Source organism: Acuticoccus kalidii (assembly GCF_021556395.1).
Lineage (GTDB): Bacteria > Pseudomonadota > Alphaproteobacteria > Rhizobiales > Amorphaceae > Acuticoccus > Acuticoccus kalidii.
Window position 1 is genome coordinate 252906 of record NZ_JAKGCS010000006.1, and the last position, 16222, is coordinate 269127.

The following is a 16222-nucleotide window of genomic DNA, read 5'->3' on the forward strand; positions in this document are numbered from 1 at the left end:
CGAAGATCATCCATGTGCGACTCGCCTCCCAATCACCTCATTCAGACTCTCTTTTAGATTGTGTTTTTTGGGTTGACAAGAGGCGGGTCTTGTTATGTTCTATTTGTAAGTGGAACATTAAGCACGAGTAGAGTGGCGCCATGTCTCGCCTGGACGATCGGACCTCTTTGCGCGCTCCGTTTTCGACCGGCGTTCCGGCGGGGATGGGGCGCGCCGGCGGTGCGGGTGCGCCTCCGGAGATGCTGCGGAGAGATTTTGAGAGCGAGAGCGGCGTTCACATCGTCTCCTCCGGCGACGTCTCGGGTTTCGGTGCCGTTTCGGGTTTTTTCCTCGTTTGCATGACTAAAGCCGCTGCAAGGCGAAGGAGGACGCTTTGGATTTCCGGGCGGGCTGGGCGGGGGGAGCTCGGCGGGCTCTACCAAGAGGGGCTTTCTCAGCTCGGGGTCGATGTCGCCCGCCTGATCTCCGTTACTGCCAACGGGGCGGGGGACGGTCTATGGGCGGCCGAAAAAGCCTTGGAAATGGCGGCTGTCGGAGCGGTCGTCGCCGAAATCTATGATCCGGATATTCTGGATTTGACGGTTACCCGGCGCCTCGCATTGCGGAGTCATCGTCTGAAGGTGCCGGTATATCTCCTTTGTCCGGCGCCGATATCTTGGAGCACTGCAGCGCAACGGCATTGGTGTGTAAGGCCTGCGAGAAGCAGGCCGTATGCTGGTTATTCCGGCCTCCTCGGTGACCCTGTGTGGTCCGTGGCGTTGACGAAGAATCGAGAGGGGCGCTGTGGGCGTTGGCTGCTCGGTCTTTCGCAGAGCGGAGAACTTTTCGAAATTTCTGATGAGCGGGCCTCCGAAAGGTCGAAAAAGGCTTGCTCCCAAAAAGAACATTTAATGAACAAAAGTGAGCTAAATAACGCCGCTGTTATTCCATTTAGGGCTCGGAGGGAGTTCCGACCCCATGAATGAGCGCATGACGCATTGCGATCGACGGCGGGTTCTATATCTATGGTTGTTCTCGCTGTCGATGGACCGGCTGGCGCGGGAGCGCTCACGGATGGTCACGCCGGAGGCGGATTCGGATGAGGGGAATGCGGCGATCGATCGAGAGCCTCGGGGCACGTTTGCGAAGAGGGGCGGCGCGCTCGTTCTCGATGCGGTGGACCAGGCTGGCCAAGAGGCGGGCCTCGTTCCGGGTCTTACGCTCGCCGAAGCGCGGATGCAGGTGCCTCATTTGCGCGTTACCCCCTCGGATCCCGCCGCCGACAACCGTCTTCTGCTGTCACTCGCGCGTGCCGTCGATCGCTATACCCCTTTCGTCGGGATCGATCAGCCGAATGGACTGTTTCTCGACATTACGGGGTGCGCTCATCTCTTCGGCGGTGAGGACGGGCTCGTCGACGATCTCCGGAGCCGTTTCGCGCGGTGGCGGCTGAATGTTCGGACCGGCATCGCGGACAATCCCGGCACGGCATGGGCGATCACGCGCCATGCTGGCGGCGGGATCGTGCCGCCGGGGGACGGGGCGCGGCGTCTCGCGCCGCTTCCCGTCGAGGCGCTCCGGCTTCCGGAGGAAATGGCGGCCGCTCTCTCGCGCCTCGGCCTCAAGAGTGTGGGGCACCTCAGGCAGCAGTCCCGAGCGGCGCTGACGCGGCGATTCGGCTCCCGTCTCACCCAGCGGCTCGATCAGGCCGAGGGTCGCGAAGGGGAGCCCATCGAGCCGCTTTCGCCGTCTCCTCTGCTCGTTGTCGAGCACCGTTTCGCCGAGCCTTTGGCGGAGATGGAGGGCGTGTTCGTCGCGCTCGAGGAGCTTGCGAAAGAACTTGCCGGGCGGGTGAGGGAGCGAGGCAGAGGCGCGCGCCGTCTCGCCTTTCGCCTCCTTCAAGCGGACGGGATGGTTCACGATGTGTGGGCGGGGGCGAGCGAGTCACTGGCCGATCCTGCGAGGATGGCGGCTTTGTTGCGGCCTCGCCTGGAGAGGCTTTCGAGTCGGGTCGAACGGGACAGCGGTATCGATTCGGTGCGTCTTTGGGCGGTGGAGACGGCGCTTTTGAACCCCCGGCAGATCCGTCTCGACGGCGAGGACGAGATGAGCGCCGATCTCGCCCGGCTCATCGACACGTTGACGGCGCGGCTCGGCGCCGGGAGCGTTCGCGAGGCTGTCCGAACCGATACGCATCAGCCGGCTCAGTCGGTCGCATGGCGCCCGATCGAGGTGGCGCCCCAGCAAGAGGCGAGGAAAGCGCGGAGGCGCGCGCCGGGGGACGGGGAGGCTGTTTCTCCAACGAGGCCGGAGCTTCCATTTCTGCCCCGTGTCGCGACGCGGCCGATACGTCTCTTCGACCCGCCGGAGCGGGTGGAGACCCTTGCAAGCGTCCCGGACGGGCCGCCGATCCGGTTCGTTTGGCGGCGGATATTCTATCATGTCCGTGCTGCCGAAGGGCCGGAACGTATCGCGCCGAGCTGGTGGGAGGGGGATGGCGAGACCTGCGATTATTTCCGCGTCGAAGATCAAGCCGGCCGCCGCTTCTGGATGTTTCGCCAGGGTCTTTATGGCGCAAACGAAGAAGCCCCACGCTGGTTCGTTCATGGGCTGTTTGCGTGATGGAAGGGCAGGTCGACGCGTTCGCCGAGCTCGGGGCGGCGAGCAATTTTTCGTTTCTCCACGGCGCGTCCCATCCCGAGGAGCTCGTGGTGACGGCGGCGTCGTTCGGCTATCGCGGGATTGCGGTGTGCGATCGCAACTCCCTCGCGGGTGTCGTGCGGGCGCATCTCGCCGCGCGGCAGATCGGCTTGAAAAGCGCGGTCGGTTGCCGCCTCGTTTTCCGTGATGGAACGCCCGATTGCCTCGTCTGGCCAACCGACCGGGCCGCTTATGGGCGCCTGTGCCGCCTTCTGACGGTCGGCAATATGCGCGGAGAAAAAGGTGTGTGCCGGCTCGATCTCGGCGACCTCGTCGACTGGTGCGAGGGGCTCGTCATCGCGATCGTCGCGGAAACGGGTTGCGCGGGCGCCATCGAGAAGGTGGTCGCGGCGCTTCCTGAGGGCGGCGAGCCGCTGCGCCTTGCGGTCAATCGGCCCTACGGCCCGCAGGACGAGCGTCGGTTGCGCCATTATGCCGAACTCGCCCGCTCGTTCGGTCTGCGTCCGCTTGCGACCAATCTCCCACTTTATCACGATCCGTGTCGCCGCCCCTTGCAGGACGTCCTGACCGCGATCCGCGAGCACACCACGATCGACGCCGCAGGACGGCGCCTGATGGCGAATGCGGAGCATCATCTCAAGCGTCCCAGCGAAATGGCGCGGCTTTTCCAGGATTGGCCGGAGGCTCTCGACGAAACGATCGCGGTGCTGGAGCGTCTTTCCTTCTCGCTCGACACCTTGCGTTACGAATACCCCGAAGAGCCGAGCGATCCGGGGCGCACTCCTCACGAAACGCTCGTGCGTCTCGTCGAGGACGGCGCGCGTATACGCTATCTCGGCACTCCGCCAAAACACGTCGCCGACCAGATCAGGTATGAGCTCGATCTCGTCGAGCAGCTCGCGTACGCGCCTTATTTCCTGACCGTCTATGACATTGTCCGCTTCGCGCGAACGCGGGGGATCTTGGCGCAAGGGCGCGGCTCGGCGGCCAATTCGACGATTTGTTATTGTCTCGGCATCACCGATGTCGACCCGGAGCACTTCAGTCTTCTGTTCGAGCGTTTCATCTCGCCCGACCGGCGCGAGCCGCCCGATATCGACGTCGATTTCGAGCATGAGCGGCGTGAAGAGGTCATCCAATATATTTACAACAAATATGGACGGGATCGGGCGGGCATTGCGGCGACCGTGATCAGCTATCGCGCGCGGTCGGCGGCGCGTGAGATCGGCAAGGCGCTCGGCCTTTCGGAGGATTCGGTGTCCGCCCTGTCGAGCCGCGTATGGGGACGTTCCGACAAGGGAATCGGCGCGCAGGAGGCCGCCCGGTCGGGCTTCGATCCGGGCGAGCGGCGGATGGGACACCTCATCCGCCTGTCGCGTGAGATCGCCGGTTTCCCGCGGCATTTGTCGCAACATGTCGGCGGGTTCGTGATCACCCGCGGCCGGCTCGACGAGTTGGTCCCCATCGTTAAGGCGGCGATGGACGACCGCACCCATATCGAATGGGACAAGGACGATCTCGACGCGCTCGGGATCCTGAAGATCGACGTCCTCGCGCTCGGAATGCTGACGTGCCTGCGCAAGGCGTTGGCGCTGATTGCCGAGCATTATTCGGAAGATTTCGCCCTTCGAACGGGCGATCGGGCGGCCCTTTCCTCGCCGCACCCGAGGGCTGGGGAGGCCATCGGGGCAACGACGCTCGCCTTGAGGGGAAGAGGGGCGAGGGAAGGGAAGGAAGAGGCGGGCCATGGGCAGCCTCCTCCACCATGGCCGGCTCGCGGCGGAGCGGTCGGCGGGTTTGCGGGCGCAGCCTCCGCTTCAGCCTCTACCTCCGCGTCCGCTTTGTGCGGGAGCGCATCTGGGGCCGGGGGCCCTGCGTCCACTTGGGGCGCGCTGCGCGGAGCGGCGTCCCACGGAACGGCCCGGCCCGCATTCGGCGCGGCGGCAGGGGGCGCCGGCCTCGCGGCCTGCTCTATGGCGCGCGAGCGTGGCGCGCTCGATCCGGTGCTCGCGGCGGACGGGGAGCGTCTCGACACGGTGGCCCCGCGCCGGGCAGAAGGCGCGTTCACGGATCGTGAGCCGATTTCCTTCGAGAAGGCGGTCGGAGACGCCGGCATGGCACGGCCCGCGAGGGCCGTCCGGCAAGGGGAGGGCGGCGCTTCGGGGACGGTGATCGCGCTGCCGAGCGCGCAGCACGCGCCGCCAATCCGACGGAGAGAGGCCGAGCAGGGCGTTCCTCAATATGAGGCGTGGCCGGTGACGCTCGCGACGATCCCGAGCGAGGATCCGGCCGTTTACGCCATGATCTCAAGGGCCGATACGCTCGGCGTCTTTCAGATCGAGAGCCGCGCCCAGATGACCATGCTGCCGCGCCTGCGGCCGCACACCTTCTATGACCTCGTGATCGAGGTTGCGATCGTGCGACCCGGTCCGATCCAAGGGGATATGGTCCATCCTTATTTGAGGCGACGCCAAAAGAAGGAGATCGTGGCCTATCCCTCCAAAGAGCTCGAAGGAGTGCTCTCCAAAACGCTCGGCGTTCCGCTTTTCCAAGAGCAGGCGATGCGCATCGCGATCGTCGCCGCCGGCTTCACGCCCAGCGAGGCCGATCAGCTTCGCCGGGCGATGGCGACCTTCAAGAAGGTCGGCACTATCGGCACCTTCCGGGATAAAATGGTCGATGGCATGGTCAAGCGCGGCTATGATCCGACGTTTGCCGCCCGCTGTTTCAAGCAGATCGAAGGTTTCGGTGAGTATGGTTTTCCAGAAAGCCATGCCACGAGTTTCGCGCTTCTGGTGTATGGTTCGTGCTGGCTGAAATGTTATTATCCGGATGTGTTCTGCGCGGCGCTTCTCAACAGTCAGCCGATGGGGTTTTACGCGCCTTCGCAGATCGTCCGTGACGCGCGGCAGCATGGTGTCGAGGTTCGCCCTGTCGACGTCAATCTGTCCGATTGGGATGCGCGGTTGGAGGCGGGGGAGTGGTCGGTGGAGCGTCTCCATCCCGACCATGCCTCGATGCGTGATGTGATCCGCTCACGGCGAGCGGTGCGGCTCGGCTTCCGCCAGGTGAAGGGGCTCGAGGAGGAGGCGCTGACGCGTCTCGTCGCCCTGCGCGGGAAGGGGTACGATTCCGTGCGGGACCTGTGGCTGCGGACAGGCCTATCCCGTGCAACAATCGAGCGATTGGCCGATGCGGACGCGTTCGCCTCTATCGGTCTTTCGCGGCGCGACGCGGCGTGGGCCGCGCGTGGGCTCGACCGGGACAGCCGCCCGGAGGATCTGCCGCTGTTCGCCGCGGCCGACTACACGGATCTTCAATACGAGGCTCCGGCGAACTTGCCGCCCATGCCGCCCGGCGAAGAGGTCATCAACGATTACAGGTTCTTGTCTCTCTCCTTGAAGGGGCATCCCGTGGCGTTCGTCCGCCGGCATCTGCAGCGCGAGAGGATCATTGCGGCCGAGAATGTGGGTGCGGCGAACCAGCGCCGGATCAGCGTGGCGGGGCTCGTTCTCGTGCGTCAGCGGCCGGGCTCGGCGAAGGGCGTCATCTTCATGACCTTGGAGGACGAGACCGGCGTCGCCAACGTGATCGTGTGGCCGAAGGTGTTCGAGGCGTACCGCCAGATCGTCCTCGGTGCGCGCTTCGTGAAGGTGACGGGGCGCGTGCAGGCGCAGGACGGCGTGATCCACGTCGTCGCCGAAAGGCTCGACGACCGCACGGACCTCCTCTCGGAGCTCGCCGAGAAGTATGACGATTGGAGCGTTCTCGATCGCGCCGACGAGGTGAAGCGTCCGGGCGTCGACGCCCGCACCGAAAATGGATCGATGCAACGCCTGGCACGGCTTCTCGATGCGATGGCGCATTATCAGAACGACACCCCCCTTCAGGATCCGGCGGTCTCCGCAGCGCTCGATGCGCACCGGCGCGCCGCGGCCCGGATCGCCGGCGGCGCCGCGCCGACGGAGCGCGAGGCGGAGACCATCCGGCCAGCCCCGCGCGCGACCTGGGGCACGGCGCGCACCGCCGCCTCGGACGTCTCCAAGCTCGGCGACAAGGGCGCGGCGAAATCGCTACGCCGCGCCCTGCCCAAAGGGAGGAACTTTCATTGAGCGCCCGCTCAGCGCGCGATGCCCTCGACGGCCGCCAGCATGCGGGCAATATCCGCATCGCGAGAAAGGCGGTGGTCGCCATCCTTGACGAGCGTCAAGACGACGTCGTCATGGGCAAGATGCTCGACGAGCTCGAGCGTATGGCCATAGGGCACGTCGGGATCCTCGATGCCCTGCAGGATGTGGACCGGACAGCCGGTCTCGATCGGCGTATCCCCGTAGAGGAGATGATCGCGACCGTCCTCGAAAAGGCGCCGCGTGATCGCGAGCGGCTCGCCATACTCGGACGGAAGATAGGTCACGCCGTTGTCTTCGATCTCCCGGCGCGCCGCCTCCGGGAGCCGCGGCCACATCAACAGCTCGGTGAAGTCGGCGGCCGGCGCGATCAGGACGAGGCCGGCGAGCGGCCGCCTCGCCGCGAGCCGCTCGCGTGCGAGGAGAAGGGCGATCCACCCCCCCATCGACGAGCCGACCGCGATCGTCGGCCCCTTGCATTCCGCCTCCATCACGAGGCGGGCGTCCGCGAGCCAGTCCGAAAGGGCGAGGTCCTCGAACCGGCCGCCCGATTCGCCATGCCCACGATAGTCGAAGCGGACCACCCTGCGACCGTTCGCAGCACCCCATTCGGCGAGCGCGGCCGCCTTGCTCCCCAGCATGTCGGACCGGAAACCGCCGAGCCACAAGATCGTGGGATCCTCGCCCGCGGTAATGCGCACGGCGAGCTCGGTGTCGCCGGTCTCGATGCGAGCCGCTTCGTCGTCAACCATTGGCCTATGTCTCTTTGCTATGCTGAAAGCTTCGCGGGGCTTGGCCGGCGTCAGCCGCCCACGACGCCCCTAACAAGGTTGAAGGGCAAATGGCATGAGTGCGCGGCCGATGACGATCCTGCAAGTGGTGCCCGAGCTCGAAACGGGCGGTGCGGAGCGGACGACCATCGATATCGCGGCCGCCCTCGTCGAGCATGGGGACCGGGCGATCGTCGTCTCCGAAGGCGGGCGGATGCTCGAGGAGCTGCGTGCGACCGGCGCCGAGCACGTGACGATGCCTGTCGCCACCAAGGCGCCTTTGCGGATGCGCTCGAATGCCGTTCGCCTCGCCGACCTCATGGAGCGCGAGGGCGTCGACATCATCCATGCCCGATCGCGTGCGCCGGCCTGGTCGGCCTTGTGGGCGGCCAACTGGACGCGGCGGCGCTTCGTAACCACCTATCACGGCGCCTACAATGCGCGGACGGTCTTGAAAAACCGCTACAATTCCGTGATGGCGCGCGGCGATATCGTCATCGCCAACTCGGCTTTCACCGCCGAGCGGATCGTCAGTCAGCATCCCTTCGCGGCCTCGCGCATCGTCACCATCCACCGTGGGATCGATCTGTCGGCCTTCGACGAGGACGCGAGTGCGCGGGCCGACGGATTTCGGCGCGCCTGGAATGTCGATGCACGGATCCCGATCCTGCTGAACGTCGCGAGGCTGACGCCCTGGAAGGGGCAGGAGGATCTCCTCGACGCCCTCGCTCTCCTCAAGGCGCGCAACGCGCGGGAGTGGGTGTGCGTCCTCGCAGGGGACGATCAGGGCCGGGCGGCCTACACCCAGAAACTCCGGGACAAGATGCGGCAATTGGGCCTCGAAGACCGCGTTCGGCTCGTCGGTCATGTCGACGATATTCCGGGGGCGCTCGCGGCGGCGACGCTCGCCGTTCAGCCGGCGATCGAGCCGGAAGCCTTCGGCAGGGCGGCTGTGGAGGCGCAGGCCGCTGGCAGGCCCGTGGTGGTGACGGATCTCGGCGCGGTGCGGGAGACGGTGCTCGCGCCCCCCGATGTCGGGCGCGACAAACGCACCGGATGGCGGGTTCCGCCGCACGATCCGGTGGCCCTCGCCGAGGCGATGTTCCAGGCATTGCAGGCCTCGAACGACAGCCGCAGCGATGTCGGAATGCGCGGTCGCGCGCATGCTCTCAGCCACTTTTCGCTGGATGTGATGAAGCGAAAAACGCTAGGGGTCTACCATTCTCTTTTGGAAGACGACATTTCCGCGCTATATTGAGACTTAAGCCTGCGCGTGGTCATGTGGCGATGCCGTATCGATCCGCGTTCCATGCTCGGGTGAACGAGACCAACGATTTGTGGAGACACTGCCATTCGCCGACCCCACCGTGCTCCTGCGCCGGTCCTGAAGCAAGGCCCTCGCACCAACAGGGATATCCGTGTTCCTCGCGTCCAGCTCGTGGACGCAGACGGTTCCAATCGCGGCATCGTTTCGATCGACGAAGCGATTCAGCTGGCGGAAGATGCCGGCCTCGACCTCGTCGAGGTCGCGCCGAACTCCGACCCGCCGGTCTGTAAGATTCTCGATTATGGGCGCTTCAAGTTCCAGACGCAGAAGAAGGCCGCCGAGGCGCGCAAGAAGCAAAAGACCTTCGAGGTCAAAGAGATCAAGATGCGCCCGAACATCGACACGCACGATTACGACGTGAAGATGAAGGCCATTCGCAAATTTTTCGAAGGGGGCGACAAGGTCAAGGTCACGTTGCGTTTCCGCGGTCGCGAGATGGCGCATCAGAATCTCGGCATGGAGCTCCTCAACAAAGTGCGCGACGACACGCAGGAAATCGCCAAGGTGGAGGCCGAGCCAAAGCTCGAAGGCCGCCAGATGGTGATGGTCCTCGCACCCACCGCGCGCTGAGCGAACCACCACCGGCCGAATTTCGCGCCGGTGGTCCGAACAGGTCTCGTCCGGCCCGCAACGCGGCGGGCCGGCGCGATTTGGGTTGTGATGTCGACCGGGCTCCGCGCTGTGGCTGGGCGACACATCATCGGCAGAACTGGATAACGTCGGCCTGATACAGCCGATGTCATATGTCGACCGGCCGTATCGATATCGGCCCTTTCTCGCCCGGACCGAGAAGCTCCAACGCTCTCCGAGAGCGGCACCGGCTATCCCCCGCGAATTGACCTTCTTCAGCGGCCGAGATGTCGGACCGTTTGCCTGTGTCTCGGCGGGCGCTTCGCGTCGGACCGCGTTCTCCATGATCATGGAGCAACGGTTGCGCTTGGGGGCGCGCAACCGTTTCTCGCGCATCCGCATATCGGAGCTCGCGGCAACCGGTTATCCGATCGCGCGGCCGCGCGCCTCCCCTGTTCATGATGCACCGCGCGCCGATCATGAGAACGGTATCATGGTACCGCTAGGGGCGAGACGCGCACACGAACGCCTTCACGCCCAAGCGGCCAAAGCCCGCCCTGCAGCCCCTGGGTTCTCCTTGATCCGATAGACCGTCTGCCGCGACACTTTGGCCACCTTTGCGACCTCTGCAGGCCCTCGGCCCTCCCCAAGGAGCGCGACGACCTGGTCGAGCTGCTCTCTGCTGAAGCTCGGCTTCCGACCCCGATACGCCCCCTTCGACCTCGCGAGCGCGATACCGGCGGCCTGCGCCTCCTTCATCGTCTCGGCCTGGGCCTCCGCCATCGCGGCCATGAACCCCAGGAGCGCGTCCCGCACCGCCTTCGACATCGGGTCCTTGGCCGAGCCATCGAAGGACATGCCGTTGATAACGGTCCTGATGGTCACCCCACGATCCAGAAGCTCCCGCACGGTCGCTGTGACGTCGACATAGTTGCGCCCGAGCCTATCGAGTCAGCGCACGACGAGCGTGTCGCCCTCGCGAAGGAGATCGAAGAGGCGTCGACCCTCCGGCCTCTCCTTGATGGGCACCGACACGCCAGACACGCCATGATCGGCGATCACGTAGTCGAACGAGAACCCTGAGGCCTCCGCTTGGGCCTGTTGGTGCTCCAGGGTCTGCTCGGTGGTTGAGACGCGGGCGTAGAGGATCGTCTTGGTCATGGCGGTGTCCGTAGAGGTGATGTCCGGGGCTGAGGCGTCCGAAAGGGCGATGTCGACCCTCACGGACGCGCTGGTGCTGTCTGGCTGAACGACCGTTGGCCTATGCCCTATCGGTCGCTGAGGGGCCGTACTCGACCCGGTTAGCTTCCGATCGCGAGGCGTCACGCCAAGGAGCGAAGGGCCGCGCCTCTACGTCATTACTGGCCAACTCCCCCACGAAAGGGATGCGGAGAAAGAGCGAGTACGGTCGAGGCTCGATCGCAACTCGGTGGTGTCGGTCAATGATAGGAAGAATGATGGGTAGCTTAGTCAGTCTTGTCGTGGTGCGATCAATGTAATGGTTCGCTGACTACCAAGCAACCTGGTTGATATATCAGAAGAACTTCATCGATCCCAGCTAAAGCATGCCTGCCTATAAGATGACTAGGTACCCCTACGGGGGAAACTGGGGCGCAAAGAGGATCTAGATACCCACTCAGATCCGTGGTGCAAAACCACCGATAGGCCTACAAGGGGCCGCCAAGGTGTCGAGTGGAGTGCTGGAGCGCCCCGGCGGCCTCGGAGCGAGGTACGGAAAGAGCCTTCTTCGGGCAGTTTACGCGTGCAGTGTGTCGACGATCGGCGTGTGCTCAACGGCATCTTTTGGGTGCTCCGATCAGGAGCGCCGTGGCGCGATCTGCCCGAACGCTACGGCCCGCGTACCACCTGCTACAACCGATTTGTTCGATGGCGGAAAGCAGGTGTGTGGGACCGCCTCATGGAACGCAGTTGTCAGTCTACGCCCTAGGATGGCTGGGGTGGACAACTAAGGACAAGGAACCGAGTGGCTGACGCTCGGTGAACCGAATGAAAAAACGCCTCGAGGCTAGCGCCGAAACTCCGACTTATGCAACTTGGATTGAATTTGAGGCTGCATTAAATAAAATACTCGCCGAGTCTGCAGCTATTCCGAACGAAATTGTAGCGGGCGCGAGAACCTTGATCGAATATTCATTCGGAAGATACCGGGTTCCAACATGGGTCTCTGAGGGGTACTGGCCCACAATACGATTAGGGTGGGCGTTGGAGCGAAATACAATCGAAGTTGAGATCTTCAAAAATCACTATGAGGTATATCAATATTTCTACCGTGAAACAACTATTCGGTGTGTGCCATTCGACCGAGGGGAGTTTCCTGATTCTCTCAAGTTAATCCTCGACGACGTCATCGCTTAGCCTAAGGCGATGGATGCGGACGGGCGCGACGAATGAATCTTGGTTTGCGGAGAATCTATGAAAATAAGCTCGCGGTCATGATATCTCGGTGGCTGCGTCCTGCTTTCTCAATTCTATCAGGTCGTCCAGATTAGCTTCTTCCGTTGTTTGCTTCGTCGAGGTTGATTAGCGGCACAGCGTCGATCACCCGGGCCATTGCTGCGATGGTATGGTCGCCATAGCGGTCGTGAACGTCGCGCCCTGCATGGCCGACAACTGCCCGAACCATGGCGTCGTCACAGCCAAGCTCGCGTGCGAGCGTCGTGAAGCGATGGTGCCACGCGTGGAACGGCTGGACGTTCTCGTCCGGCACGACCTCCCGCATGATGCGTCTCAGGCGGTTCGTGAGGCCCTTGAGGGCGCCATGGGGGTCCGAGGGGTCTGGGGTTACGAACAGATGCCCGTCTGCCGATCCTGCGACGAAGCCCAAGAAGCCACGCTCGACGATCTGCCGGTGGAGGGGGACCAGCCGAGTTTGCCCGGTCTTCACATTCCCCGCCTCAGGTGTGATCCGGATTACCCAGCGACCCGACTGCTCAAACACATCCTCCTTGCGAAGTTGCACGATCTCGCCAACCCGTGCCCCGGTGAGGGCGAGAATCCAAGGGACCCACTGGCGAGCCGCAGTGGTCTTCGGCTTCTCCGTACGGGAAGGCTCATGGGTGCTGGCCTCTTTAAGGATCGCCAGAACCTCAGCGTCGGTAAAGCCCTTGAGGCGACTCTGGTCCTTCCGGTCGCCACGCCCCACCCGGATCGTCACCCCCTCGGCAGGGTTCGAGGGCAGTCGATCGTTCTCGACAGCCCAGCCGAAGACGGATTTGAAGCTGGACAGATCGCTGCCCTTGACGGTTTTCACCGACACGCCCTGGGAGAGTCGATGGTCCTTGTAGGCGAGTATGTCCGCGCGCGTGACCTGTTGTGCGTCGTCGTGTCCAAGGAAAGTCGCCAGGTGTTGGAAGCTCGTCCTCCAGGCGCTCAGCGTGCTCCGCGAGCCACCGGTCGCTTGGGCCTCAGCCCATCGAGCATTGATCAGTTCGTCAAACGTTAGGGTAGAGTGAGACGGTCTCTCCTTCTTACCGGTCGAGACAGCCTCTGCAGGCATCGATGGGAAGCGATCTGCATCGGGATCGGGCCTGAAGTCGCCCTCGGCATGCCGCTGCAGCTCCTCACCGAATTGCTCCATGGCCTTTGCCACGTCGGCGATGGGGAGCTGTCGAGACGCTTCATCCACGACTAGACTGTGGCGAGCGAGGAGAAGGTCTGCCCACTCTCCGAAGCGAGCCTCCATGGAACGGCGCCGCTTGGTATCTTCGCCGATCATGAACTCGGCAGCGCCGATCTCACCCGCCCGCGCGCTTGCGTTCACCTCGCTGAACCGCTGCCACACCTCGGCGTCTCCTGGGTCATCACCCGAGATGTCCATCCATTCACGATAGAGTTCGCCGGAGAGTGCCACGGCCTCGCGTTTCGTCAGACGCTTCGGCCCTTGGCGCATTGCCTCCCACGTCTTGTCGAGGTGGGCGAGGGCGGCCGCTTCTCGGGCCTTGGCCTCCCTGGGGTCACGGGTGTCGAAGGAAAAGCCAATCTCGGTTGCCTTGGCACCGATAACCTTCTGGACCGTCCGATCCCCCACGAGAACGGAGATCGTCTGCCCGCGCGCGCCTTCTCGACGATGTCGCGAGGGATTCGTCGGCGGAACTGGAAGACGGAGGACTGCGGTCGCCTCATGGGTGACGGCATGCGGAGGGGCATGTGTGGGTACCTGTGTGTAGCAGGTAGTCCCCAAAAACTCCGCGGAAACCTTGGCGATCAGACATCCCGGCCGGATCGGCCGGGAATGGTGCCCAGAAGAGGACTCGAACCTCCACGCCTTGCGGCACACGGACCTGAACCGTGCGCGTCTACCAATTCCGCCATCTGGGCGCGGCCATCGGAAGCCGCGAGGTAGAGGGTTCGGGAGGGAAAGTCAACGCTCAATCGTCCCAATCCGTTTGCGTCGTTGCCCTTGCGCCGCGAAGCCAATAACGCTTCTAAGGAACACAACGATGTGGAGCGGTCGCGAAACCTCGGGGCAAGTCACCCGGCGCATTGGCGGCCGGGTGGGGAACGGCGGGCGAAGGCCGTCGGCGTGGTGCGCGCCGGCAGCGCGCGGCCGGCCCCGTTCGGGATCTGAGTGAGAGGCACAATGGAGCGCAATCCATCCAAGCTCGTCACGGTCTTCGGCGGATCGGGCTTTGTCGGGCGGTATCTCATCCGCGCATTGGCGCGGAGCGGCTGGCGCATTCGCGTCGCGGTCCGCCGTCCCGATCTCGTCGGACACCTTCAGCCCATGGGCACGGTCGGTCAGATCCAGCCGATCCAGGCCAATGTCCGTGATGCGCATAGCGTGCGCGCCGCGGTCGCCAACGCCGATGCGGTCGTGAATTTCGTCGGCATCCTCGCCCAGTCGCGCAAGCAGACCTTCGAAGGCGTCCACGCCGAGGGTGCGCGGCTCGTCGCCGAGGCGACGCGGGACGCTGGGATCGAACGGCTCGTCCACATGTCGGCGCTCGGCGCGGACGCGAACGCCTCGTCCGAATATGCCCGCACCAAAGCCGCCGGTGAGGACGCCGTGCGCGCTGTGATGCCGGGCGCGACGATCCTGCGTCCGTCGATCGTGTTCGGGCCGGAGGATACGTTCTTCAACCGCTTCGCCCGGATGGCGCAGATTTCGCCGATCCTGCCGATCGTCGGGGAGGAAACCCGGTTCCAGCCGGTTTATGTCGCCGATGTCGGGGCGTTCTCCGCGGCCGCGGTGGAGGGGCGCGTCGCCGCCGGCACGTACGAGCTCGGCGGGCCCGACATCAAATCGATGCGGGCGCTGATGGAGTTGATGCTCGAGATCACGCATCATAAGCGGAAGATCGTGTCGCTGCCCTTCGGTCTCGCGCGCTTCAACGCCAAGTTCTTGGAACTGATGCCGAATGCGCCGTTGACGACCGATCAGGTCGAGATGCTGAAGTCGGACAATGTGGTGTCCGATGCCGCGATCGAAGAGGGGCGCACGTTCGCCGCTGCCGGGATCGGCCCGCACAGCCTCGCGGCGATCCTGCCGACCTATCTGTGGACCTATCGCCGGGGTGGCCAGTTCGCCGAACCCGGAAGCGCCGCCTAGAGCGCCTCTCGGCGACGTGGGCGCGCGTCTCTGCCCGAGCGGTGGGATGCGCTCCCGCCGATGCGGCGGGAACGTACGCGCATCTGACGGCGTCTCAGCGTCGCCTCGCAGCTCTCCTGTGCGAGGCTGGTTCAAGACGGCCTCCTGCCGGACCGGGCGCGCGAGCGCGAGGGACGAGCCGACACCAAAGCGAGGGGCGGATGAACCGGCTTCCTCGCAAAGTGGCGCCGATGGAGCGCGGCGCGCGACGATGCGGTGCGGCGGGGCGGTCGGACCGTGAGGCGGGCCGGTGTCGTCCGGCCCTTTGATCGCGCGGCCGCTGTCGTCCGGCCTCTGTGGCGTGCGGACGGTGTGGAGCCGTCCTTCGCGGCGAGGGTCAGCCCGAATAATGGAGGAGTGCGAGGCCGAGAACGCCGACCACGATGCGCCACCACGCGAAGGGCGTGAAGCCGTGCCGCGAGACGAAATCGAGCAGGGTGCGCACCACGAGGAGGGCGGCGAAAAAAGCGGTGACGAAGCCGATCGTGATAATCACCGCATCGTCGACGGAGAGCTGGTTGCGGTTGACATAGAGATCGTACACGAAGGCGCCGCCCATCGTCGGAAGGGCGAGGAAGAACGAGAATTCAGCGGCCGAGCGCTTGTCGGTGCCGAACAGGAGAGCGCCGCCGATCGTCGCGCCCGAGCGCGAGACGCCCGGCACCAGCGCCAGCATCTGGCAACAGCCGATCGCAAAGGCGAGCCAGACGGGATATTGCGTCGCGTTGGTATAGCGCGGCTCGGGCGACGCGCGCCGGTCGATCCACAACAGCACGATGCCGCCCAGGATGAGCGTCGTGCAAATCAGCGAGGGACTTTCATACAAGACCTCTTTGATGAAGCCGTGGAGCATGACGCCCGCGAAGGCGGCCGGTAAGAAGGCGACGACGATGCCGGCGACAAAGCGGCGCGCGGCCGGATCGTGCGGCGTCGCGAGAACGATCGTGGTGAGGCGGTTGGTGTAGACTGCCAGAATCGCGCAGATCGCGCCGAGCTGGATGAGGACTTCGAACGTTTTGCCCGATGAATCGAACCCGAGAAAATGGCCCAAGAGCAGGATGTGCCCCGTGGACGATACGGGAATAAACTCCGTCAGCCCCTCGACAATGCCGAGAATGACGGCCGACACGATGGTTTCGGGTTCCATTGACCACCCTTCATTTGTTGCGTTTCGCCCGCT

Annotated in this window: 8 protein-coding genes, 1 tRNA gene and 2 pseudogenes; 6 read left to right on the forward strand and 5 right to left on the reverse strand. The window is 64.4% G+C overall.

The window, feature by feature from the left end:
- Positions 1-957 precede the first annotated feature (957 nt).
- Together L1787_RS02495 and L1787_RS02500 are read left to right on the forward strand one after the other, a co-directional pair.
- Positions 958-2601: a Y-family DNA polymerase gene (locus L1787_RS02495; RefSeq protein WP_235706899.1), complete on the forward strand. Its 1644-nt coding sequence runs from the start codon at positions 958-960 to the stop codon at positions 2599-2601.
- Entirely contained in the window at positions 2601-6752 is a 4152-nt protein-coding gene (locus L1787_RS02500; RefSeq protein WP_235707156.1) for a helix-hairpin-helix domain-containing protein, read from the forward strand. Before L1787_RS02495 ends, L1787_RS02500 begins: the two co-directional genes overlap by 1 nt.
- 8 nt (positions 6753-6760) lie before the next feature.
- On the opposite strand, the gene L1787_RS02505 is transcribed toward L1787_RS02500, so the two are convergent.
- Entirely contained in the window at positions 6761-7519 is a 759-nt protein-coding gene (locus tag L1787_RS02505) for an alpha/beta hydrolase (protein WP_235706900.1), read from the reverse strand.
- Positions 7520-7613: 94 nt separating this feature from the next.
- Here L1787_RS02505 and L1787_RS02510 point away from each other — a divergent pair, with 94 nt between their 5' ends.
- The gene (locus tag L1787_RS02510) at positions 7614-8795 is read left to right on the forward strand and encodes a glycosyltransferase family 4 protein (protein ID WP_235706901.1); all 1182 of its coding nucleotides are present in this window, start codon (positions 7614-7616) and stop codon (positions 8793-8795) included.
- Positions 8796-8888: 93 nt separating this feature from the next.
- Complete coding sequence (gene infC / locus L1787_RS02515) at positions 8889-9434, forward strand: translation initiation factor IF-3 (RefSeq protein ID WP_235707157.1); 546 nt, start codon at positions 8889-8891, stop codon at positions 9432-9434.
- 531 nt (positions 9435-9965) lie between these two features.
- On the opposite strand, the pseudogene L1787_RS02520 reads toward infC, so the two are convergent.
- Positions 9966-10595: pseudogene (locus L1787_RS02520) on the reverse strand (recombinase family protein).
- A 529-nt stretch (positions 10596-11124) separates the two neighbouring features.
- On the opposite strand from L1787_RS02520, the pseudogene L1787_RS25585 reads away from it, so the two are divergent.
- Positions 11125-11358: pseudogene (locus tag L1787_RS25585) on the forward strand (transposase); the annotation flags it as partial.
- Between the two features lie 582 nt (positions 11359-11940).
- Here the strand turns inward: L1787_RS25585 and L1787_RS02530 are convergent.
- Entirely contained in the window at positions 11941-13482 is a 1542-nt protein-coding gene (locus L1787_RS02530) for a tyrosine-type recombinase/integrase (protein WP_235706902.1), read from the reverse strand.
- A gap of 205 nt (positions 13483-13687) precedes the next feature.
- Positions 13688-13772: transfer RNA gene (locus tag L1787_RS02535), tRNA-Leu, on the reverse strand.
- A gap of 262 nt (positions 13773-14034) precedes the next feature.
- Here L1787_RS02535 and L1787_RS02540 point away from each other — a divergent pair.
- Complete coding sequence (locus tag L1787_RS02540; protein WP_235706903.1) at positions 14035-15003, forward strand: complex I NDUFA9 subunit family protein; 969 nt, start codon at positions 14035-14037, stop codon at positions 15001-15003.
- A gap of 376 nt (positions 15004-15379) precedes the next feature.
- Here the strand turns inward: L1787_RS02540 and L1787_RS02545 are convergent, their stop codons facing one another.
- Positions 15380-16189: an undecaprenyl-diphosphate phosphatase gene (locus L1787_RS02545; RefSeq protein WP_235706904.1), complete on the reverse strand. Its 810-nt coding sequence runs from the start codon at positions 16187-16189 to the stop codon at positions 15380-15382.
- Between the last annotated feature and the right edge of the window lie 33 nt (positions 16190-16222).